The 21,908-nt window shown below is 45.8% G+C and carries 16 protein-coding genes; 14 read left to right on the top strand and 2 right to left on the bottom strand.

Annotated features, from left to right (window positions below; translation table 11 throughout):
* Positions 1-59 precede the first annotated feature (59 nt).
* The gene (locus ACTNDQ_RS11085; RefSeq protein ID WP_441064616.1) at positions 60-407 is read right to left on the bottom strand and encodes a hypothetical protein; all 348 of its coding nucleotides are present in this window, start codon (positions 405-407) and stop codon (positions 60-62) included.
* Positions 408-1,010: 603 nt separating this feature from the next.
* Here ACTNDQ_RS11085 and ACTNDQ_RS11080 point away from each other — a divergent pair.
* From ACTNDQ_RS11080 to ACTNDQ_RS11015, 14 genes are all read left to right on the top strand, one after another.
* Positions 1,011-3,269 carry a hydratase gene (locus tag ACTNDQ_RS11080; protein ID WP_118608884.1) on the top strand — a complete coding sequence of 753 codons (2,259 nt, stop codon included), beginning with the start codon at positions 1,011-1,013 and terminating at the stop codon, positions 3,267-3,269.
* Between the two features lie 2,229 nt (positions 3,270-5,498).
* Complete coding sequence (locus tag ACTNDQ_RS11075; protein WP_441064615.1) at positions 5,499-6,197, top strand: RluA family pseudouridine synthase; 699 nt, start codon at positions 5,499-5,501, stop codon at positions 6,195-6,197.
* A gap of 140 nt (positions 6,198-6,337) precedes the next feature.
* On the top strand, positions 6,338-7,435 hold the full coding sequence (locus ACTNDQ_RS11070; protein ID WP_278794915.1) for a substrate-binding domain-containing protein: 1,098 nt from the start codon (positions 6,338-6,340) through the stop codon (positions 7,433-7,435).
* A gap of 278 nt (positions 7,436-7,713) precedes the next feature.
* Positions 7,714-8,049 carry a hypothetical protein gene (locus ACTNDQ_RS11065; protein WP_441064614.1) on the top strand — a complete coding sequence of 112 codons (336 nt, stop codon included), beginning with the start codon at positions 7,714-7,716 and terminating at the stop codon, positions 8,047-8,049.
* 16 nt (positions 8,050-8,065) lie between these two features.
* A complete protein-coding gene (locus ACTNDQ_RS11060) occupies positions 8,066-10,072 on the top strand; it encodes a V-type ATP synthase subunit I (RefSeq protein ID WP_278603467.1) in 2,007 nt (668 codons plus the stop codon).
* Positions 10,073-10,076: 4 nt separating this feature from the next.
* Positions 10,077-10,547 (top strand): V-type ATP synthase subunit K, encoded by a 471-nt coding sequence (locus ACTNDQ_RS11055; protein ID WP_015526259.1) that lies wholly within the window; start codon positions 10,077-10,079, stop codon positions 10,545-10,547.
* A 19-nt stretch (positions 10,548-10,566) separates the two neighbouring features.
* Positions 10,567-11,160 carry a V-type ATP synthase subunit E gene (locus ACTNDQ_RS11050; RefSeq protein WP_015526258.1) on the top strand — a complete coding sequence of 198 codons (594 nt, stop codon included), beginning with the start codon at positions 10,567-10,569 and terminating at the stop codon, positions 11,158-11,160.
* A 30-nt stretch (positions 11,161-11,190) separates the two neighbouring features.
* The gene (locus ACTNDQ_RS11045; protein ID WP_015526257.1) at positions 11,191-12,162 is read left to right on the top strand and encodes a V0D/AC39 family V-type ATPase subunit; all 972 of its coding nucleotides are present in this window, start codon (positions 11,191-11,193) and stop codon (positions 12,160-12,162) included.
* Entirely contained in the window at positions 12,155-12,475 is a 321-nt protein-coding gene (locus ACTNDQ_RS11040) for a V-type ATP synthase subunit F (RefSeq protein ID WP_441064613.1), read from the top strand. The genes ACTNDQ_RS11045 and ACTNDQ_RS11040 overlap by 8 nt, the downstream gene beginning before the upstream one ends.
* 24 nt (positions 12,476-12,499) lie before the next feature.
* Positions 12,500-14,269, top strand: coding sequence for a V-type ATP synthase subunit A (locus ACTNDQ_RS11035; protein ID WP_278794927.1), 1,770 nt, complete (start codon positions 12,500-12,502; stop codon positions 14,267-14,269).
* 1 nt (position 14,270) lies between these two features.
* Positions 14,271-15,644 carry a V-type ATP synthase subunit B gene (locus ACTNDQ_RS11030; RefSeq protein WP_278794930.1) on the top strand — a complete coding sequence of 458 codons (1,374 nt, stop codon included), beginning with the start codon at positions 14,271-14,273 and terminating at the stop codon, positions 15,642-15,644.
* 14 nt (positions 15,645-15,658) lie between these two features.
* Complete coding sequence (locus tag ACTNDQ_RS11025; protein WP_022427340.1) at positions 15,659-16,333, top strand: V-type ATP synthase subunit D; 675 nt, start codon at positions 15,659-15,661, stop codon at positions 16,331-16,333.
* A 354-nt stretch (positions 16,334-16,687) separates the two neighbouring features.
* Positions 16,688-17,242 (top strand): phosphatase PAP2 family protein, encoded by a 555-nt coding sequence (locus ACTNDQ_RS11020; RefSeq protein WP_021652681.1) that lies wholly within the window; start codon positions 16,688-16,690, stop codon positions 17,240-17,242.
* A 157-nt stretch (positions 17,243-17,399) separates the two neighbouring features.
* Positions 17,400-18,590 (top strand): pyridoxal phosphate-dependent aminotransferase, encoded by a 1,191-nt coding sequence (locus tag ACTNDQ_RS11015; RefSeq protein ID WP_092069757.1) that lies wholly within the window; start codon positions 17,400-17,402, stop codon positions 18,588-18,590.
* A gap of 155 nt (positions 18,591-18,745) precedes the next feature.
* On the opposite strand, the gene adhE is transcribed toward ACTNDQ_RS11015, so the two are convergent.
* Positions 18,746-21,382 (bottom strand): bifunctional acetaldehyde-CoA/alcohol dehydrogenase, encoded by a 2,637-nt coding sequence (gene adhE, locus ACTNDQ_RS11010; protein ID WP_288788217.1) that lies wholly within the window; start codon positions 21,380-21,382, stop codon positions 18,746-18,748.
* Between the last annotated feature and the right edge of the window lie 526 nt (positions 21,383-21,908).

Below are 21,908 nucleotides of genomic sequence, written 5' to 3'. Positions count from 1 at the left end.
AATACGAAATAAAAAGTGCTTCAAATGAATCTGTAGTGAGTATAACAAAAAAACTTCTGTTATGCACTACGCCCTCTTTTGAAGCACTTACATTCTGGATTACCGCTTACATCAAGACAGCCGTTTATAGTAGCTCCCTTCGAATTCAGAGTTCCACCATCCAGATAAAGATTTCCATTTACGACTGCACCTTTTTCCAAGTTAAATACATCATCCGGCTGAAAATATGTAAGGGTATTCACATTTAATGTACCGCCATTTTTTACTGTCAGGTTATCAAAAGTAACCGATTGACTAGGTGCATCATTTTTATCTATCGTCAGCGCACCGCCCTTTTCTACGACTACAGTGCTGTAGGAACCGCCGCCGGAATTCCATTTACCCTGAATATCCAGGTCCATCTCCATATGCCGAAACTGCAATTTATTAGGATTATAATTATAATTTATTGTGATCTGAGATGGAATTTTCCAGGTTATATGATCATCATTCCTAAGCTCCGGTAAAACATTCACCGTGGTTGCTGTTTTTGGCCAGCCAAAATTAGCTGCCGGGCTGAAATAAGCCAGACCACCCGGATGATTCTTCTACTCCTGATAAGTCTGAATATGTGACATATCAGCAGAAACCGTTACTGGCGATATCAGCATCGCTACGACAGATATCGCGGCCGTTAATTTGGCCCATATTTTTTTCTTTTTCATAAGCAAAAATCCTCCCTGCCTTTTCTTTTAATGTTACTTTGAAAATAATGGAAAGTCGATTAAAATAATCCAGATCTCAATCAAATCAAGGAAGTTCTCGTTATTGTTCACTGGCAATATCCTTGCGAGGCTGCGAATATCCGCTTGGCCCTGATGAATTACAAAATAGAAAAAAATTCATACGCCCGGATTTTGTACATAAAACAATGCATCAGCCCACCTCACTTTTATTGACTAATGTGTAAAAATCCTCTATAATAAACGAAATTATGAAAAAAAGAATCATTACAGATTGGAGGAACCGAAATGAAACTTTACGATACCGGCGTTTATCTTCAGAACGGACAGGAAATCATTCCCGAGAACCAGGCTGATCTGCCTGTAGCGAAAGAAGAGGCTGCTAAGAATACCATCGCATATTCTATTCTCAAGGCTCATAATAAATCCGATAACATGGAGAAACTTCAGATCAAATTCGATAAACTGACTTCCCATGATATTACATTTGTGGGAATCATCCAGACTGCAAGAGCTTCAGGACTTGAGAAGTTCCCAGTACCATATGTACTGACCAACTGCCATAACTCCCTCTGTGCAGTAGGCGGAACCATCAATGAAGATGACCACATGTTTGGTCTCACCTGTGCCAAAAAGTACGGCGGAGTTTATGTACCGCCTCATCAGGCAGTTATCCATCAGTTTGCAAGAGAAATGCTTGCAGGCGGCGGAAAGATGATCCTCGGTTCCGACAGTCATACAAGATACGGAGCACTTGGAACCATGGCTATGGGAGAGGGCGGACCGGAGCTTGTAAAACAGCTTCTCTGCCAGACATACGATATTAATATGCCAGGAGTAGTTGCTATTTATCTGAAAGGTGCTCCACGTCCGGGTGTAGGACCGCAGGATGTTGCGCTTGCCATCATCGGCGAGGTTTTTGCCAACGGCTATGTGAAGAATAAGGTTATGGAGTTCGTTGGACCAGGCGTTGCCAGCTTAAGCGCAGATTTCCGTATCGGTGTTGATGTTATGACAACAGAAACCACATGTCTTTCCTCCATCTGGCAGACAGATGCGAAGATCGAGGAATTCTATGCGATCCACGGAAGACCGGAGGATTACAAAGAACTGAAACCGGGCAACGTTGCATACTATGACGGCTGTGTAGAGATCGACCTCAGTGAGATCAAACCAATGATCGCAATGCCGTTCCACCCAAGTAACACCTACACCATCGATGAGCTGAAGGCAAACCTTGACGATATCCTTGCAGATGTGGAGAAGAGAGCACAGGTAAGCCTTGACGGAAAGATTCCGTTCACATTGAGAGACAAGGTAGTTGATGGCAAGCTTTATGTTGAGCAGGGAATCATCGCCGGCTGTGCAGGCGGTGGATTCGAGAATATCTGCGCTGCAGCAGATATCCTCAAGGGCAAAAATATCGGCCATGATGCCTTCACCTTAAGTGTATACCCGGCAAGTACTCCAATCTACATGGAACTGGCTAAGAATGGTGTTCTTGCAGAACTGATCGGAACAGGCGCAGTTGTGAAAACTGCATTCTGCGGACCGTGCTTCGGCGCCGGAGATACACCTGCAAACAATGCATTCAGTATCCGTCATACAACCAGAAACTTCCCGAACCGTGAAGGCTCCAAGATCCAGAACGGTCAGATCTCTTCGGTTGCACTTATGGATGCACGTTCCATTGCAGCTACAGCAGCAAACAAGGGATTCCTTACCTCAGCAGAGGAGTTTGACGGAAGCTATTCCGAGCATAAATACTACTTCGATAAGTCTATCTACGAGAACCGTGTATTTGACAGCAAGGGCGTGGCAGATCCAAGCGTTGAGATCCAGTTTGGCCCGAACATCAAAGACTGGCCGGAGATGGCTGCACTTGCAGATAACCTGATCCTGAAGGTTGTTTCCGAGATCCACGATCCGGTTACTACCACTGACGAGCTGATCCCGTCCGGTGAGACATCCTCCTACCGTTCCAATCCGCTTGGACTTGCAGAGTTCACACTGTCCAGAAAGGATCCGGCTTATGTTGGCCGTGCAAAAGAGATCCAGGCAGCACAGAAGGCAATCCAGGCAGGTAACTGCCCGGCAGAGGCTGTTCCGGAACTGAAACCGGTTATTAAAACCATCAACAAGACTTATCCGGATGTAGATAAGACCAACCTTGGCGTAGGAAGTACTATCTTTGCAGTGAAACCGGGCGATGGCTCTGCCAGAGAGCAGGCTGCATCCTGCCAGAAGGTACTTGGCGGATGGGCAAACATTGCCAATGAGTATGCAACCAAGAGGTATCGTTCCAATCTGATCAACTGGGGTATGCTTCCATTCCTGATCCCGTCCGGAGATCTTCCGTTCAAGAACGGTGATTATCTGTTCTTCCCGGGAATCCGCAAGGCGGTTGAGGAAAAAGCAGACGTGATCAAGGGATATACTGTTGAAGGTGACGCTCTGAAGGAGTTCGATGTAACTCTGGGTGAGTTGACAGATGATGAGAGAGAGATCATCCTTAAGGGTTGTCTGATCAATTATAATCGTAAATAGATGCAGGGATTGAACACATATAGAGCGTGAAGGTGATGGAAGTGTGTTCATGAATATGCTGCAGAGCGGAATATAGTAATTTAAGAATTTCCGTGTTGTTTTGCAGACTGGTGACCGTTTTGATCGAGGTTGCCGGTCTGCTTTTTGTTTTTGGGGTGTGGTTTTGGGAAGTTTTTAGGGTTATGGATACTTATTTATGGGATGTGGATGATGCGGACGCGTGAGGTGTCCTGTGGTGAGCAGAGGCTGTCGTTTCGCCTGGTCATACTAAGCGTCTGAGGCAACCTGTGAAAAGGCCGGCCCATAACTCGCCATGTACGCTGATGCGTACCTGGCTCAGACAGATGGGCCTTATTCTGCGGCCTGTATCCGCAGAATACCTTTCCACAGGTCACCTCAGCCGCCAAGTATGACCAAAGGCTCACTCCGAAGCCTCTGCTCACCACAGGACACCTCACGCTGACATTCCCAGAGACAAACCCCAGCCCCGGTAAAAATATCAAGAAAAGCTCAACAACATCTCAATCCCCTGCAAACATTGCAATGTTTGCAGGGCCAATACAGTCACACAGAAACTTTTCTAACTAACTTTCCATGTTCGAAAGTCAGGCCGGGAAGGACGGGCGGGGCGGGTGACTCTGCAGGAGTCGTAGTACTTCTTAGGCCGCGGGGAGGCTGCGTTGCTGGAAAAATCCCAGCTGTTTGAGCGTTAGCGAGTTCTGGGATTTTTTCAGCGGTTTTAGCAGAATCCCTGCAGCCTCAGAAGCACTAGACCTCCGAAGCCTCACTCGCCCCGCCCGTCCTTCCCGGCCGTCCGTTCGCGACATACCCTACCTTCACAACTTCACAATAGTATAAATTAACAGAAAATAATAAAAAATACAAACAAATTATAAAATATAAACACCTAATAAAACAAATAAATAAAAATAATAGCATAAAAACACAAAAATGTATTGACAAATACCCGCAACGATGTTATTATAAGACCATCAAAAACAACAAGAGAAAAACAAAAAACAAAAAAGAAAATCATTCAATTCATAGCATAGATGCACATGAAGGATGAAGAAAGGAAAAGGTGATTCCAGTGGGAACATAAACAAACACCATCATCAATATGAGAGTGACAGGAACCGGATTTCCTGCAAGAAAGACCTGATACAGATCACATATGATACACCTTAAGAAAACAGAAGTTTCTTTTATGAAATATAAATAAGATCCTCTTAAATCTTACTTATATTTTAAGAAATCAGAAACAAAAGGAAATCAGTATTTCAGGTAATATAGAATCGGTAACTCATATTGAACAACTGTCACACACCTGATACAAAGATTTCAGGAAATATGTAAAGAAATATTTCCCGAAAGAGTAAAACCCTCAACTCACCGGTTCGTTGGAAAGAAGAGATTCCAAGAACAAACGTGAAGATGAGAACGATACTTTGAAATGCATATCAGAACCATTAGGATATGGATTGAAGCTTTGCATCAGAAGAATATCTGAGAGGATATTAAAAACAGAAGAATCGGGCAGGAACTTTTTTTCAGGATACTTTAAAGAACTGCAGAGGAGAAAATCCCAATAGGTCGATTTGAATCAGCAGATCGCAAAGTACAGAGATGACAAATGGTTTTGAATTTAAGAAGTTAAGTCCAGAATTGTTTAGTGAACAGGAAAAAGTATAACCACCGAAATTCTTCAGATAAACAGGAAATCAAACATCGTAAAAAATGATTTCTGATCTATAAAACTTTCTAAATAATCGAAGAGATATACTTACATATATCAGTCGTTTATGAGCAGGAAATAAAAAAGAAGAGAGAATCTGAAAAAGAAAAATTTCAAAATTGAATAAAGAGAATCGAAATTATTTTATAAAGTATATAAAATCAAAGATTTCGATTGATAAGTATAATAAGTATAACAAGAAAACTTTATTCGAAAGAACGAAGAGGAAGAAAAATTGAATAACGAAGAGTGTTGAGACGGTCATCATTTTTGGAAACTGTAAAAGTAAAAAAAGTGATGACCGTCTCGTTGTGTATATAAGATTGCATATATTAAGTATATAACCGTTCCGAAAAGCCCTGGATAAAATAATATGATCCGAGCAGAGAGCAAAATTTTCAATCAGAGATTTTTACGGACAGTTATATTTATCAGTTGCCATCAAAAACATCATCAGTTATACTTCTGTGAGAAAGGAAGTAAGATGAGAAAATATGTGGAATTATCAGATTGAAGAAAATATTTTATATGAAGACAAAGAGATCCTTGTGTGCAGAAAAACAGCAGGAATGCCGGTGCAGGCAGCAAAAATAGGAACAATGGATATGGAAAGTGCCCTGAAAAATTATCTGGCACAAAAAACACCGGGAAAGATTCCATATCTGGGAGTAGTACATCGCCTTGATCAGCCGGTAGAAGGCATTCTTGTATTTGCGAAAACATTCGAAGCAGCAGGAAATTTGAGTAAACAGATGATGGCAGGAGGCGCCGGAAAATATTACCTGGCAGTAACAGAGGGAAAAGCAAAGAGCTCAGAAGGGACTCTTACAGACTATCTGAAAAAAAATGGAAAAGCCAACATGTCTCAGGTGGTGTCTGCCAATACACCGGGAGCAAAAAAAGCGATCCTTCACTATAAAGTTCTGGATCAGCAGGAGATAAACGGAAAATCCCGGACACTTCTTAAGATCAGGCTGGAAACAGGTCGGCATCATCAGATCCGTGTGCAGCTTTCTCATGAGGGACTGCCCCTTCTCGGAGACCAGAAATATAATCCTTCGGGAGAAAAAGGTACATCACTGGGACTTTGTTCCAGTTGTCTGGAATTCAAACACCCCAGAACAGGAAAAATGATGAAGTTTGAAACAGAGCCACAGGGAAGCGCGTTTCTGGATTTTGTGAAAAAAGTGTAAAAACTCTGGACGGAAATACGAAAAAGTGTATAATGTAAAAAGCAAGTAACCAAATGTAAGATTTTTGTAAAGTATAAGTTACTGTGGACGGACAAGGCAGACGATAAAGAACAGTAACCAGCGAGGAAGAGGAGATTACAATGAAAAGAGCTGCAGTAGCGTCAGCAGCCTTGTTGGCTGTGGCAACCCTGCTGACAGGCTGTCAGAAAGAAGAAGTAGAAAAGCTTGTTGCACCGATTGTAGCAGATGTCCAGGAAACCCCTGAAGCAACCGAAGTGGAAGAAGAAAAAAGCCCGCTGATCCCTGAGATCGATGACACTCTTTCTATTGAAGAAGGTGCCAGAATAGCTGTTGTCAGCAAAAGCAAAAAAGGCGAGTTCTGGAATAAAGTAAAAGAAGGAATGGAAGCTGCTGTCAAGGACGTAAATGAAGCGTATGGTTTCAAAAAAGACAAGCAGATCACGATGACCTTTGAGGGTCCGGATGATGAAGAGGACGTAGAAAGTCAGATTAATACTCTTGATGCAGTGATCGCTGAGAATCCATCTGTAGTGTGTCTTTCTGCCGGAGATATGGATTCCTGTCAGGCACAGCTGGAAGCAGCGAAAGAGAACGGAATTCCGGTGGTCGCATTTGATTCCAATGTCAGTGATACGAAGCTGGTCAGAGCTTTCCGTGGAACAGACAATACACAGATCGGCAAATATGCGGCATATAAGCTTGGCAGCGCCATTGGAAAAATGGGAAATGTGGCTGTTTTTTCCGCACAGGAGAAAACACAGAGCGCGCAGGAGCGTGTAAAGGGATTTCTGGATAATATTGCAAATTATACGGATATTAAAGTGGTGGAAACAGTATATTCTGACCAGGTTGATGATATGAAGGAAGCCATGAAGGAAGTTCTGGATAAATATCCGGCATTGGATGGCGTTTTCTGCACCAATGCCGAGGTTTCTGAAATGTTTCTGGAGGTAAATAAGGACACAGGAGAAAATAAAGTTGCTATGGTAGGCGTAGATGCAACCAGCAAACAGCAGGAAGCGATCCAGAAAGGGGAAGAGCTGGGAGTGCTTTCCCAGAATCCTTATGCGATGGGATATCAGACAATGTGGGCGGCTATTCAGTCTACTGCACCGAAGAAGGAAACAAAGATTGATAAGAAGGTTTTACTTGATCCGGTATGGATCGATGCTGAGAATATTAAAAGCGAAGACATTACAAATTATCTGTATAATTAACAGATAGCGGTTGTAATTTGGTCGGATGAGGCAGTTCACATTTATTGCCTGTTCATAACTGAAAGCCATCAGCCCGATGAAGATGTAAAAAACATTTTCATCGGGCTGATGGCTTTTTTGAATAAAAATAAAAAATATGAATAGAATAAACAAATAAAAAGTGTGCGAAAAAATGGCAAAAAATATAACATATATGACGACTTTTTGACACAATACAAATAAATTTATCGTTAAATTGCATAATAAACATTGTTTTGAAAAAGCGATTGTGGTACAATTTGGATATGCAGAGAGGCGGTGATCAGATGATCCAGGAAACGATCAAGGCAGTGAAAGAGGCGGAGGCAAAAGCACAGCAGAAGATAAAGGATGCATCCGTCCGTGCACAGAGTATCATCAGCGAAGCTGAGAAAGAGGCAGAGAATATTATCAGAAAGGCGGAAACAGCCGCCGGCGAACAGGCGGCATCTGATATGAAAGCAGCCGAAGAACGTGCACACAGTACAGAGAACACTGTCGTTGGACAAGTAGAGGAGGAGCTTGCAGCTTTGAAAAAGAAAGCGGAGTCGAAGCACGAGCAGGCGATACAGGCAGTAATGGACAGTTTGTTCTGAGAGGGGGAGTGCGAAAATGGCAGTATTGCAGATGCAGCGAATCAGTATCTGCGCAATGAAAAAGAACCGTAAGGCCATATTGGAAGAACTGCAGTCACTTGGAGTATTGGAGATCGATGCAGCGGAATTGGATCCGGAGCTTAAGACGATGGATACTATGAATGCCCGGCTGATCTTTGAGAAGAACGCATCCCTTTGTGATCAGGCAATCGAAATACTGGATGAATTTTCGAAGGAAAAGCAATCCATGCTGGCATCCCTGGCAGGGAAACCGCTGATCGGAAGGAAGCAGGAGGAAGAAGCTATCCGGGATCAGGAAGAGATCCTGAGAACAGCCAGAGAAATCCAGGGATACCGGAAAAAGCTTACAGAGAACAGTGCGGCGGCAGTTAAGCTAGAACAGCAGGAAGCAGCTCTTGCTCCATGGCTGAAGCTGGATATTCCGATGAACTTCAGCGGTACAGCGAAAGCAGCGGTACTTGTGGGAAGTATTGACGGAAATATAACTCTGGATCAGGTATACAGTCAGCTGGCAGCGGATGCACCACAGCTTGAAGCCTTTGACATTCGGGAAATCTCAAATGACGCCGGTAAGCTGAGCCTGGTGGTTGTCTGCCTGAAAGCACAGGCACAGGAACTGGAAGAAGCGCTTCGGATGCAGGGATTTGCAAGACCGGCACAGCTGGTATCAGAGGTTCCGGCACAGGAGCTGGAGAACCTTAAGAATGAAGTGGTACGCATTCAGGAAGAGTCCGAACAGATCCGGGAACAGATACGCGCTCTTCATGACAGGAAGAGCTCTCTTCAGCTTTTGTCCGATTATTTCCGGATCCGTGCACAGAAATATGAGGTATTAGGACAGCTCCGCCAGTCGGAGAGCACTTTTTTTGTGACAGGATATCTTCCGAAGAAACAGGTTTCTGCAATGGAGAAACGGCTTACGGAGAAGTACGATATTGTTTTTGAAGCAGAAGATGCTGAGGGAGAAAATGTTCCGGTTGCCCTTCAGAACGGTAAATTCGGAGCAGCAGGAGAGGGAGTTCTGGCAGCGTTTGGTCTTCCCGGAAAGGGAGAGATCGATCCTTCCACGATCATGACAGCCTGCTATGTATTTCTTTTCGGACTGATGCTGTCAGACGCAGCATATGGACTGATCGTCTTTGCAGTCTGTCTGGGAGTACTTCTGAAGTTCCCCAGGATGGAGAGCGGAATGCAGAAATCCATCCGGCTTTTTATGTACTGTGGATTGTCCACTTTGTTCTGGGGCGTGATGTTTGGCGGATATTTCGGAGATTTTATCGATGTATTTTCGAAGGTATATCTGCACAGGCCGGTCACGGTGAAGCCGGTATGGTTTGCACCGTTAAATGAGCCAATGCGACTTCTGGTGTTCTCCATGCTGTTTGGCCTGATCCATATGTTTCTGGGAATGGGTCTTAAGGGCTACATGTTGTTACGTGACAGAAAATATCTCGACTTTTTCTGTGACGTAGTACTCTGGTTCCTGCTTCTTATGGGACTGATCCTGATCTTTATCCCAAGCAGCATGTTCCGTTCTATTTCTCAGATGGATCTGAACCTTTCACCGGCAGTGATACAGGTCGGAAAATGGATGGCGATCATCGGTGCGGTGGGAATTCTCTTTATGTCAGGAAGAGATAAGAAGAATCCATTCCTGAGGCTGGCGCTTGGAGCCTACGATCTTTATAATATCACGGGATGGGTCAGTGATATCCTTTCCTATTCCAGACTTCTGGCCCTGGGACTTGCCACCGGAGTTATCGCATCAGTTATGAACCAGATGGGAAGTATGCTGGGAGACAGTATTCTGGGATGGATCGTATTTATCCTTGTATTTGTGATTGGTCATATCTTTAACCTTCTGATCAATCTTCTGGGTGCATACGTGCACACCTGCCGATTACAGTACGTAGAGTTTTTCGGCAAATTCTTTGAGGGCGGAGGAAAAGAGTTCCACCCCTTCCGCGAAAATACAAAATATGTAGATATTAAGGAGGATTAATATTATGAGTGGTATCGTTTGGGCATTATTGGGAGCAGCAATTTCCGTAGCTCTTGCAGGTATAGGTTCCGCCATCGGTGTTGGTACAGCCGGCCGTGCAGCAGCAGGTGTTGTAACAGAAGACCCGGACAAATTTGCTAAGGTTCTGCTTCTTCAGCTTCTTCCCGGTACTCAGGGTATTTACGGACTGCTGGTAGCATTCCTTGCACTTTCCAAGGTTGGTATCCTGGGCGGCGGTGTTGCTGATATTTCCCTGGAAACCGGTCTTATGATCTTTGTGGCTTGTCTTCCGATCGCTATCGCAGGTCTTCTTTCTGCAATCCATCAGGGAAAAACTTCCGTAGCTTCCATCGGTATCGTAGCCAAGAAGCCGGAGCAGTTCGGTAAAGCCATGCTTTTCCCTGCAATGGTTGAGACATATGCGATTCTGGCTCTTCTGATCTCCATTCTTGCAGTCAGCGGAATTCAGGTTTGATTCATCAGGAGGGCAGAGCATGACAGGATTAGAGAAGATGGTAAGCCAGATTCTTGAAGAGGCCGATGCTTCTGCAGCCGTTACGATCAGTGATGCGGAAAAAAAAGCCGCAGAGATCCTCAGGGAAGCCGGAGAAAAGGCAGATAAGATCCGGCAGCAGAGAGAAGAACAGTCCAGGGCAAAGGTGAAAAGCTATGAAGAGCGGACAGCTTCCGCTGCAGATATGAAGAAGCGTACCGCAGTTCTTGCAGCCAAGCAGGAGCTGATCGGAAATGTGATCGCAGATGCCTGTGACCGTGTGAAGAATCTGGATGAAGAAAAATATTTTGGGATCCTTAAGAATATGGCTGAGAAATATCTTCTTCCAAGAGAAGGAGAGATCTGTTTTTCAAAAAAGGATCTGGAACGTATGCCGGCAGGTTTCCGTGAGGAAATAAAGAGCCTGGCACAGAAAAAGGGTGGTGTGCTGGAAATTTCCGGTGAAACCCGAAACATAGACGGAGGTTTTATCCTGATATACGGCGGCATTGAGGAAAACTGTTCCATTGATGCCATGTTCGCAGAGAAGCGGGATGAGCTTCTGGATCAGGTAAGAAAGATTTTGTTTGCGTAAAACACCATCGCAAAAAGGAGGGCGTGAATGATGTTTGGTGAAGATTATGCCTATGCGGTGGCGCGGATACGTGTTCTGGAGACCGGACTTCTGAATCAGGCAGCGATTGAGCAGCTTCTGGCATGTCAGGATGAGCAGCAGTGCCTTCAGATCCTTACAGAGAAGGGCTGGGGAAACGGTGATCCTGCAGCCGGTGCGGATGCCATTCTTTCCCGGGAGAGAGAAAAGATCTGGGAGATCATGGATTCGCTGGTAGCGGACCGATCTGTGTTTTCTGTTCTTTCTTATCAGGATCTTTTCCATAACCTGAAAGCGGCTGTGAAGGCAAGCATCCTGCAAGGGGCAGCGCCGAATATTTTTTTCAGCGACTGTTCCATTGACGGAGAGGATATGGTGAAATTCCTGAAGGATAAGGAATATGATCGTTTTCCTGAGGATATGCGGGAAGCGGCAAGAGAAGCCTATGAGACCTTTTTGCACACAAGAGACGGACAGCTTGCGGATATTATCGTAGACAGGGCAGCACTGGATGCCATAAAAAAAGCCGGAGAACGGTCAAAAGAAGAGATCGTCCGGCAGTATGCGGAATCCACGGTAGCGGTAGCAGATATCCGGATCGCAGTCCGTGCCTGCAAAACAGGAAAAAGTTCGGACTTTATGAAAAAAGCCATGGCAGAATGTGACACACTGGATAAGGAGAGACTGATCCACGCGGCAGTAAGCGGAATGGATCAGATCATGGGTTATCTGGCAGAAACGAAATATGGGGACGGAGCTCTGGCACTGGCGGAATCAGCTTCCGCTTTTGAGAGATGGTGTGATAACCAGATCATGGAGACCATCCGCCCTCAGCTGTACAATTCATTTTCACTGGGACCGCTGGTAGCCTATGTGCTTGCCCGTGAAAATGAGATCAAGACGGTGCGGATCATTCTCACCGGAAAGCGCAGCGGCCTTCCGGAAGAGTTTATCCGGGAAAGGGCAAGGGAAATGTATGTATAAGATCGCAGTTTTAGGTGATTATAACAGCATTTACGGGTTTGCGGCTCTTGGCCTTGATACTTTTCCGGTGGAGGATCCCGCAGAAGGTAAAGAGAAGCTTAACCGTCTGGCGACCGGTGAATATGCGGTTATTTATATTACGGAACAGCTGGCGGCCCAGCTTTCCGCAGAGATCAATAAATACAGTGAGGAGCTGATGCCTGCGATCATTCAGATTCCCGGAATTTCCGGAAATACAGGTGCAGGTATCGAAAATGTAAAGAAATCCGTGGAGACGGCAGTTGGCTCCGATATTCTTTTCAGTAATGAGTGACAAGAAAGCAGGTGATTGGTTCAGATGAGCAGAGGAACCATTAAGAAGGTGGCAGGACCGCTGGTAATTGCCAAGGGTATGCGGGATGCAAATATGTATGACGTGGTTCGTGTAAGCAGCCAGCGTCTGATCGGTGAGATCATTGAGATGCATGAAGATGAGGCTTCCATACAGGTATATGAGGAGACTTCAGGACTTCGTCCGGGAGAACCGGTAGAGTCCATGGAGGTGCCCCTTTCCGTGGAGCTTGGTCCTGGCCTTATTACAAGCATTTACGATGGAATCCAGCGTCCGCTGGATGACATCATGAAGGTAGCAGGCAGCAACAACCTGAAACGAGGCGTTGAGGTTCCTGCCCTGAAGCGGGACAAAAAATGGAATTTTATTCCGGTTGCGAAGGTGGGAGATCAGCTGGAGGGCGGCGATGTTCTTGGAACCGTTCAGGAGACTATCGTTGTTACACAGAAGATTATGGTACCTCCCAATATGAAAGGTACTCTGAAGGAAATTAAATCCGGCGAGTTTACCGTGGATGAGACCGTTGCAGTTCTTTCCACAGCAGACGGCGATAAAGAGCTGACCCTGATGCAGCACTGGCCGGTACGACGTGGCCGTCCATATAAGAAGAAACTTCCGCCAGCCAAGCCTCTGGTAACAGGACAGCGTGTTATTGATACCATGTTCCCTATTGCCAAGGGTGGTGTGGCAGCAGTTCCCGGCCCGTTCGGAAGCGGCAAGACGGTTATCCAGCATCAGCTTGCAAAATGGGCTGAGGCAGATATCGTGGTCTATATCGGCTGCGGTGAGCGTGGAAATGAGATGACAGACGTTCTGAACGAGTTCCCGGAGCTGAAGGATCCGAAAACAGGACAGTCTCTGATGGAGCGTACGGTTCTGATCGCCAATACCTCAGATATGCCGGTTGCAGCTCGTGAGGCGTCGATCTATACAGGTATTACAATTGCGGAGTATTTCCGTGATATGGGATATTCCGTAGCATTGATGGCAGATTCTACTTCCAGATGGGCTGAGGCTCTCCGTGAGATGTCCGGACGACTGGAGGAGATGCCAGGTGAGGAAGGTTATCCTGCATATCTTGGTTCCCGTCTTGCACAGTTCTATGAGCGTGCCGGACATGTGATCTGCAGTGGAAAAGACGGAAGAGAGGGTGCCCTGACAGCAATCGGCGCCGTATCTCCTCCAGGTGGTGATATCTCCGAGCCGGTTTCCCAGGCGACACTTCGAATCGTAAAGGTATTCTGGGGATTGGACGCAAACCTTGCATACAAACGTCATTTCCCGGCGATCAACTGGCTGACCAGCTATTCTCTGTATCTGGACAGCGTTGGCGGATGGTTTGACGAAAATGTAGCGAATGACTGGATGAAGCTCCGTCAGAGAATGATGACCCTTCTTCAGGAAGAGGCAGAGCTGGAAGAAATCGTAAAGATGGTAGGTATGGATGCGCTTTCTCCGGGTGACCGCCTGAAAATGGAAGCAGCCCGTTCTATCCGAGAGGATTTCCTCCACCAGAACTCTTTCCACGAGATCGATACCTACACATCTCTGGAAAAACAGCACAATATGATGCGTCTGGTACTTGCATTTTATGATGCGGGTCTGGATGTGCTGAAACAGGGCGCAGATATTAATGATATCGTAAAGCTTCCGGTACGTGAGCAGATCGGTCGTTATAAATATACAAAAGAAGATCAGCTGGCAGCAGAATATGAGAAAGTAACCCGCCAGCTGGCAGCAGAGACTGCAGAACTTCTGGGAAAGGAGGGCCTGTAAAATGCCAAAAGAATATAGGACCATACAGGAAGTTGCCGGCCCTTTGATGCTGGTACGGGGCGTTGAAGATGTAGCATTTGACGAGCTTGGTGAGATCGAGCTTGCCGATGGCGAAACAAGAAGATGCCGTGTTCTGGAGATCGACGGAAGCAATGCTCTGGTGCAGCTGTTTGAGAGCTCTACAGGTATCAATCTTTCCAACAGCAAGGTACGTTTCCTGGGACGGAGCATGGAGCTTGGTGTATCCGGCGATATGCTGGGTCGTGTTTTTGACGGACTGGGACGTCCCATTGATGACGGCCCGGAGATCCTTCCGGAGGAAAGAAGAGATATCAACGGACTTCCCATGAATCCGGCGGCCAGAAGCTATCCGGAGGAGTTTATCCAGACGGGTGTATCTGCGATTGACGGCCTGAACACCCTGGTACGCGGACAGAAGCTTCCGATCTTCTCCGCATCCGGTCTTCCCCATGCACAGCTTGCGGCACAGATCGCAAGACAGGCGAAGGTTCGCGGAAAAGATGAGCAGTTTGCCGTTGTATTTGCAGCCATGGGTATCACTTTCGAGGAGTCAAACTTCTTTGTAGAGAGCTTTAAGGAAACCGGAGCTATAGATCGTACTGTTCTGTTTGTGAACCTGGCAAATGACCCGGCTGTTGAGCGTATCGCTACTCCGCGAATGGCACTGACAGCGGCTGAATATCTTGCTTTCGAAAAAGACATGCACGTATTGGTAATCCTTACGGATATCACAAACTATGCGGATGCGCTCCGTGAGGTTTCCGCGGCTCGTAAGGAGGTTCCGGGACGTCGTGGATATCCCGGATATATGTACACAGATCTTGCTTCTCTTTATGAGCGTGCAGGCCGTCAGAAAGGAAAATCAGGAAGTATCACCATGGTTCCGATCCTGACTATGCCTGAGGATGATAAGACCCATCCGATCCCGGACCTTACCGGTTACATCACAGAGGGACAGATCATCCTGAGCCGTGAGCTTTACCGTAAGGGAATCACACCGCCCATCGATGTTCTTCCGTCTCTGTCACGACTGAAGGATAAGGGTATCGGTGAAGGCAAGACAAGAGCAGACCATGCAAACACCATGAACCAGCTGTTTGCTGCATATGCCCGTGGTAAAGAGGCCAAAGAGCTGATGACCATTCTTGGTGAGGCAGCTCTCTCCGATATTGACCTGATCTATGCAAAATTTGCGGATGCTTTCGAGAAGGAATATGTTTCCCAGGGCTATCAGGCTAACCGTGATATTGAGGAAACACTGGCCATCGGCTGGAAGTTGCTTTCCATTCTTCCGAGAAGCGAGCTGAAACGTATCGATGACAAATTCCTTGATCAGTATTACGGAAAATTATAAAGGGGGGATGATTTGTGGCATCAACACAGGTGAATCCTACCCGTATGGAGCTTACGAAGCAGAAAAAGAAGCTGGTGACTGCAGTACGTGGCCATAAGCTTCTGAAGGATAAGCGGGACGAGCTGATGAGACAGTTCCTGGATCTGGTACGGGAGAATATGGAGCTGCGAAAAAAAGTAGAAGCCGGTATCCGAAGCGCCAACACCAATTTTGTCATTGCAAAAGCAGGAATGTCGGAGGAGACGCTGAATACGGCACTGATGGCTCCCAAGCAGGAAGTTTATCTGGAAACCGGAAAAAAGAATGTCATGAGTGTGGATATTCCTGTTTTTGAATACAAAACAAGAACACCGGATGCTAACGATATCTATTCCTATGGCTTTGCTTTTACATCCAGTGATTTGGACGGAGCGGTAAAATCCCTGGCAGATATCCTGCCGGATATGCTTCGTCTGGCAGAAGTGGAAAAGGCCTGTCAGCTTATGGCTTCCGAGATCGAAAAAACAAGGCGTCGTGTAAATGCCCTGGAGCATGTCATCATACCGGAAGCCCGGGCAAACATTAAATACATCACCATGAAGCTGGATGAGAACGAGAGAAGTACTCAGATCCGACTGATGAAGGTGAAAGATATGATGCTGGAGGAGGCACATCATTATAAGGAGCGGGAGGCAGAGCGCGGAGCGTAAAGCGCAGCCATCCTGAAAGAAAAAGAAAAGTTTATATAGAAAGTTTTAAGTAACGGGAAGGAGATGTCCCTGTACTGTGTGAAATTTCGGCAGTGCAGGGGCGTTTTATTTATAAAATATTTAGCTTTTGTTATCAGAAAATCAAGAAAAATACAGTATAATAGATAATAAGTAAATCAGACAGCTGCAGATGCAGAAATATAAAAGAAAGCTGCTCTGTCTGCTGAAAAATAAAGAAATGAAAAATAAAGAAAGAGGAGAAAGCTGATCTGACCAGGTAAACTGCCGGGCAGCTGCATGGCTATGAACAGCTGGCAAAGCAGATTGCGGTAGCGTCTGATCAGTAAGAGGTATATGAATATTTTACAGTCAATACAACAGCTGGACGGAGAAATCCTTCTCCTGATCCAGCGATATTTAAGAACGGATATGCTGACACCATTTATGAAATCTGTTACATTTCTGGGAAACGGAGGATGGTTCTGGATCCTCTGTGCAGTTGTTCTTCTTGCTGTTCCAAAGACAAGAAAAACAGGCTATGCGGCAGCCTTGTCCCTGATCTTCGGGGCGATCGTTACCAACCTGCTTCTCAAAAATATAGTGGCAAGACCAAGGCCTTTTGCGGAAATTGAAGCTCTCATCCCTATGATCACCAAACCGAAGGATTTCTCTTTTCCGTCAGGTCACACCACAGCATCCTTTGCCGTTGCTCTGGTAATGCTTCGGATGCTTCCGAAGAAATTCGGAATCCCGGCAGTAGTCCTGGCAGCACTGGTGGCATTTTCCAGACTGTATCTTGGTGTCCATTATCCGACAGATGTTCTGGCCGGATTCGTGATCGCGCTGGTGGGAAGCACGTTGTCAGTATGGATCGTGCGAACGAAACCGGAAGATAAACAGGTACACTAGCATTGTCCATAGGAAAATATGAAGCACTTTACCTGGACAAAGTATTGACACGCTGAAGCAAGACGGGGTAAAATTGTAGACAGTACAACAGATTCTGACTATGGTAGAAATAATGATATGAAACCCTGTAAAATCGGATAAAAGGAGAGAGCACAAAATGATATCAGAAAAAATGAAACCCTACGTAAAAAATAATTCCGCCATCCGTATGATGTTTGAGGAAGGAAACCGCCTCCGTGCGAAATACGGCGCAGACAAGGTTTTTGATTTCAGTCTCGGAAATCCAAGTGTACCGGCACCGGACAGCGTCCGCGAAGCAATTATCGAGCTTGTAAACACTACTGATCCGACAGTTCTTCACGGATATATGAGCAACGCAGGCTTTGAGGATGTACGCCAGACCATCGCAGAATCCCTCAACAGACGTTTCGATACGAAATTTTCCGCAAAGAATCTGATCATGACTGTCGGTGCTGCAAGCGGACTGAATGTGATCCTGAAAACAATCCTGAATCCTGGAGAAGAGGTGATCGTTTTTGCGCCATATTTTCTGGAATACGGTGCATATGTCCGCAATTATGATGGTGTCCTTGTGGAAATCTCTCCGGATACCACAACCTTCCAGCCAAATCTCGCTGAGTTTGAGCAGAAGATCACACCGAAGACAAGAGCGGTTATCGTAAACACCCCACACAATCCTACCGGAGTTGTATATTCAGAAGAAACGATCAAGAAGCTTTCCGCAATCCTGGAAGCAAAACAGAAAGAGTTCGGAACCGTGATCTACCTGATTTCCGATGAGCCATACCGTGAGCTGGCTTATGATGGCGTGGAGGTCCCATACCTGACAAAATATTATAACAATACTGTTGTGGGCTATTCCTACAGCAAATCTCTTTCCCTTCCGGGTGAACGTATCGGATATCTGGTGATCCCTGATGAGGCAGACGGAAGCGAAGAGCTGATCTCTGCAGCAACCATTGCAAACCGTACACTTGGCTGTGTAAATGCACCGTCCCTGATCCAGAAGGTAGTTGCAAAATGTGTAGACGCCAAGACGGATCTTGCAGCTTATGATAAAAATCGGCAGGCACTTTATAATGGCCTGAAAGAATGCGGATTTGAGTGTATCAAACCACAGGGTGCATTCTATCTCTTTGTAAAATCTCCGGTTGAAGACGAAAAAGCCTTCTGTGAAGCCGGTAAGAAATATAACATCCTTATGGTACCGGGAAGCTCCTTCGCATGCCCCGGTTATGTGAGACTTGCATATTGTGTATCCTATGAGACAATTGTGAATTCTCTTCCTGAATTTAAAAAACTTGCAGCAGAGTATGGCTTGAAATAAACGATCATTACAAAGCAGTTGAATAAAGGATCCCCGGTACAGTCTGTTCATGCAGCCCTGTATCGGGGATCTTTTGCAAGAGGGAATAAGCAAATGAAACGTAGCCGGGAGTGAATAGACTCCCGACTGTGTTTCATTAAAAGGATGTTCCACATTTATTTGGCTTTTTTCTTTTCTTTATTTGGCATTTCTCCGTAATAAGCTTTCAGATAGATATCTTTCAGCTCGGATACAAGCGGATATCTCGGGTTGGCACCGGTACACTGGTCATTGAAGGCCTGCTCGGACATCTCATCCAGAGTTTCCAGGAAATGCTTCTCATCTACGCCGTAATCACGAATCGTCGGCAGGATCTCGATAGTTCTCATAAGCTCATCCAGTTTAGTAAGAAGTTTTTCGAATACTTCTGCATCGTTCTTGCCTGTAAGACCTACAGAACGTCCAATCTCAGCGTAGCGTGCAAGTGTCTTCGGATACTGATACTGTGGGAAAGTACCCATCTTAGTCGGAACCTCAGCACTGTTGTAACGCATAACATCCAGAAGAACAACTGCATTTGCGATACCGTGTGGCAGGTGGTGGAAAGCACCGAGCTTGTGAGCGAGAGAGTGGTTAACGCCGAGGAATGCATTGGCGAATGCAAGACCTGCCATGCAGGAAGCGTTAGCCATATGATCTCTGGCCTCTACGTCATTGCCATCTTTATATGCACGCGGCAGATACTCAAATACAAGCTTGATCGCTTTCAGTGCAAGACCATCGGTGTAATCGGAAGCCATCATGGAAACATAAGCCTCAATGGCATGTGTCATAACATCGATACCGGAAGCACGGGTAAGTCCCTTCGGTGCGCTCATCATGTTATTGGTATCTACGATCGCCATATCCGGGAGAAGCTCGTAATCAGCCAGCGGCCATTTAACGCCGGTATCCTGATCTGTGATGATGGCGAAAGGAGTAACCTCGGAGCCTGTACCGGAAGAGGTCGGGATCGCTACGAAGTAAGCTTTTTTACCCATCTTCGGGAATGTATAAACTCTCTTACGGATATCCATGAAGTCCATGGACATATCGGAAAAGTCAGCGTCCGGATTCTCATAAAGCATCCACATAACCTTGCCGGCATCCATTGCGGAACCGCCGCCAAGAGCGATGATGCAGTCTGGCTCAAAGGCTGTCATAGCCTTGGCACCGGCTTTGGCGGAAGCGAGAGACGGGTCAGGAGCTACATCAGAGAAGCATGTATGAACGATGCCCATCTGATCCAGTTTATCTTCGATCGGTTTGGTGTAGCCATTCTTGTAGAGGAAGGAGTCTGTTACGATGAAGCAGCGTTTCTTGCCCATAACAGTACCGAGCTCATCAAGAGCAACCGGCATACAGCCCTTCTTAAAGTAAACCTTTTCCGGTGTTCTCATCCAGAGCATATTCTCTCTCCTTTCAGCAACAGTCTTGGTATTGAGAAGGTGTTTGACACCAACGTTCTCGGATACGGAGTTACCGCCCCAGGAACCGCAGCCAAGAGTAAGGGATGGAGCAAGCTTGAAGTTGTAAAGGTCACCGATACCACCCTGGGAAGAAGGGGTATTGATAAGGATACGGCAGGTTTTCATAGCTGCTTCGAATTTATCCATCTTCTCTGTTTCATTTACGTTGATGTAGAGGGAAGAGGTATGACCATAGCCGCCGTCTGCAACGAGCTGCGCAGCCTTTGCAACAGCATCGTCAAAATTCTTGGCCTTGTACATGGCAAGTACAGGGGAAAGCTTCTCGTGTGCGAATTCTTCGCTGATATCAACGGACTCAACCTCACCGATCAGGATCTTGGTCTCAGCCGGTACAGTAACGCCTGCCATTTCAGCGATAGTAGCAGCCTTCTGTCCTACGATCTTGGCATTCAGTGCGCCGTTGATAAGGATGGTCTTTCTGACTTTCTCGATCTCGTCTTTTTTAAGGAAGTAGCATCCTCTGTAAAGGAACTCTTCCTTCACTTCTTTATAAATGCTCTCCAGAACAGTTACGGACTGCTCGGAAGCACAGATCATACCATTGTCAAAGGTCTTGGAGTGGATGATGGAGTTAACTGCAAGACGGATATCTGCGCTGTCATCAATAATGGCAGGTGTATTTCCGGGTCCTACACCAACAGCCGGTTTACCGGAGGAGTAAGCTGCTTTGACCATTCCGGGACCACCGGTGGCAAGGATGATATCTGCATTCTGCATTACCATGTTGGTAAGGTCAAGGCTTGGGATATCGATCCATCCGATGATTCCTTCCGGCGCACCTGCGGCAACAGCTGCTTCCAGAACAACTTTTGCAGCTTCAATAGTGGATTTCTTAGCACGCGGATGCGGGCTGATGATGATCGCATTACGGGTTTTCAGGGAAATAAGAGATTTATAGATTGCTGTGGAGGTCGGGTTGGTTGTAGGGATAACTGCAGCGATCAGTCCTACAGGTTCCAGGATCTTCTTGAGTCCGTATGCCTTGTCTTCTTCTACAACACCACATGTCTGAGTGTTCTTATATGCATTGTAAACATACTCTGCTGCGTAATGGTTCTTGATAACCTTGTCTTCCATGATACCCATGCCTGTTTCCTCAACAGCCATTTTGGCAAGTGGGATACGCATCTTGTCAGCAGCAGTAGCAGCTGCCTTAAAGATCTTGTCGACCTGCTCCTGTGTGTAGGTAGCAAAGATCTTCTGTGCCTCTTTCATTGCAGCCATTTTCGCGGTCAGGGCTTCTGGAGTGTCGATGATGGTAGGGATAGTTTCTTTCTTTGCCATGTGGAATCCTCCTGTTTTCATATGATAATGGTCTGTGGTCCTGCGGGCTTATCCTTTTTTCGCCGGCAGATGCTGCAGAGTTTTTGTAAGTCCCCGCGCTGCGTTTCGTTGTTGATTCAATCTGATTGAATTTTCAGTTTCGATACTGATATGGTATCAAAATTCTGAAAAAAACGCAAATTCTGAATTTTGCCACTATGTGCAAAATGACGAATAGAAAATTCGGGGAAAATACTGTAAATTTTACTTTGCAGAACGCTGAATTATTGGAAAAATCTTAAAAAAAATTTTTGAAATTCAGCACTGTGCACAAAAAACATGTTAAAAAATTGTCAGCACTGACAAAAAACATGCACACATATGAAGGGTGGGCAAAAGATAAAACGCAACATGTGGTTAAAACATTAACGTTAAACTTTTGTCAAACGATCATGTACACATTATAATTTAACTGATTTCAGACGTCAATAGAGAATTCGATAAATAATTCACAAAAATACGGAGCAATTTTGATAAAAAAATCACA

It is taken from the genome of Blautia massiliensis (ex Liu et al. 2021), assembly GCF_052064225.1.
GTDB lineage: Bacteria > Bacillota > Clostridia > Lachnospirales > Lachnospiraceae > Blautia_A > Blautia_A fusiformis.
Note: the sequence above shows the minus strand (reverse complement) of the source record. Positions and strands in the feature narration are given on the sequence as shown.

Coding starts and splice junctions, on each gene's coding strand:
- ACTNDQ_RS11085 (WP_441064616.1), bottom strand. CDS start 407: ATGGAGATGGACCTGGATATTCAGGGTAAATGGAATTCCGGCGGCGGT.
- ACTNDQ_RS11080 (WP_118608884.1), top strand. CDS start 1,011: ATGAAACTTTACGATACCGGCGTTTATCTTCAGAACGGACAGGAAATC.
- ACTNDQ_RS11075 (WP_441064615.1), top strand. CDS start 5,499: ATGTGGAATTATCAGATTGAAGAAAATATTTTATATGAAGACAAAGAG.
- ACTNDQ_RS11070 (WP_278794915.1), top strand. CDS start 6,338: ATGAAAAGAGCTGCAGTAGCGTCAGCAGCCTTGTTGGCTGTGGCAACC.
- ACTNDQ_RS11060 (WP_278603467.1), top strand. CDS start 8,066: ATGGCAGTATTGCAGATGCAGCGAATCAGTATCTGCGCAATGAAAAAG.
- ACTNDQ_RS11055 (WP_015526259.1), top strand. CDS start 10,077: ATGAGTGGTATCGTTTGGGCATTATTGGGAGCAGCAATTTCCGTAGCT.
- ACTNDQ_RS11050 (WP_015526258.1), top strand. CDS start 10,567: ATGACAGGATTAGAGAAGATGGTAAGCCAGATTCTTGAAGAGGCCGAT.
- ACTNDQ_RS11045 (WP_015526257.1), top strand. CDS start 11,191: ATGTTTGGTGAAGATTATGCCTATGCGGTGGCGCGGATACGTGTTCTG.
- ACTNDQ_RS11040 (WP_441064613.1), top strand. CDS start 12,155: ATGTATAAGATCGCAGTTTTAGGTGATTATAACAGCATTTACGGGTTT.
- ACTNDQ_RS11035 (WP_278794927.1), top strand. CDS start 12,500: ATGAGCAGAGGAACCATTAAGAAGGTGGCAGGACCGCTGGTAATTGCC.
- ACTNDQ_RS11030 (WP_278794930.1), top strand. CDS start 14,271: ATGCCAAAAGAATATAGGACCATACAGGAAGTTGCCGGCCCTTTGATG.
- ACTNDQ_RS11020 (WP_021652681.1), top strand. CDS start 16,688: ATGAATATTTTACAGTCAATACAACAGCTGGACGGAGAAATCCTTCTC.
- ACTNDQ_RS11015 (WP_092069757.1), top strand. CDS start 17,400: ATGATATCAGAAAAAATGAAACCCTACGTAAAAAATAATTCCGCCATC.
- adhE (WP_288788217.1), bottom strand. CDS start 21,382: ATGGCAAAGAAAGAAACTATCCCTACCATCATCGACACTCCAGAAGCC.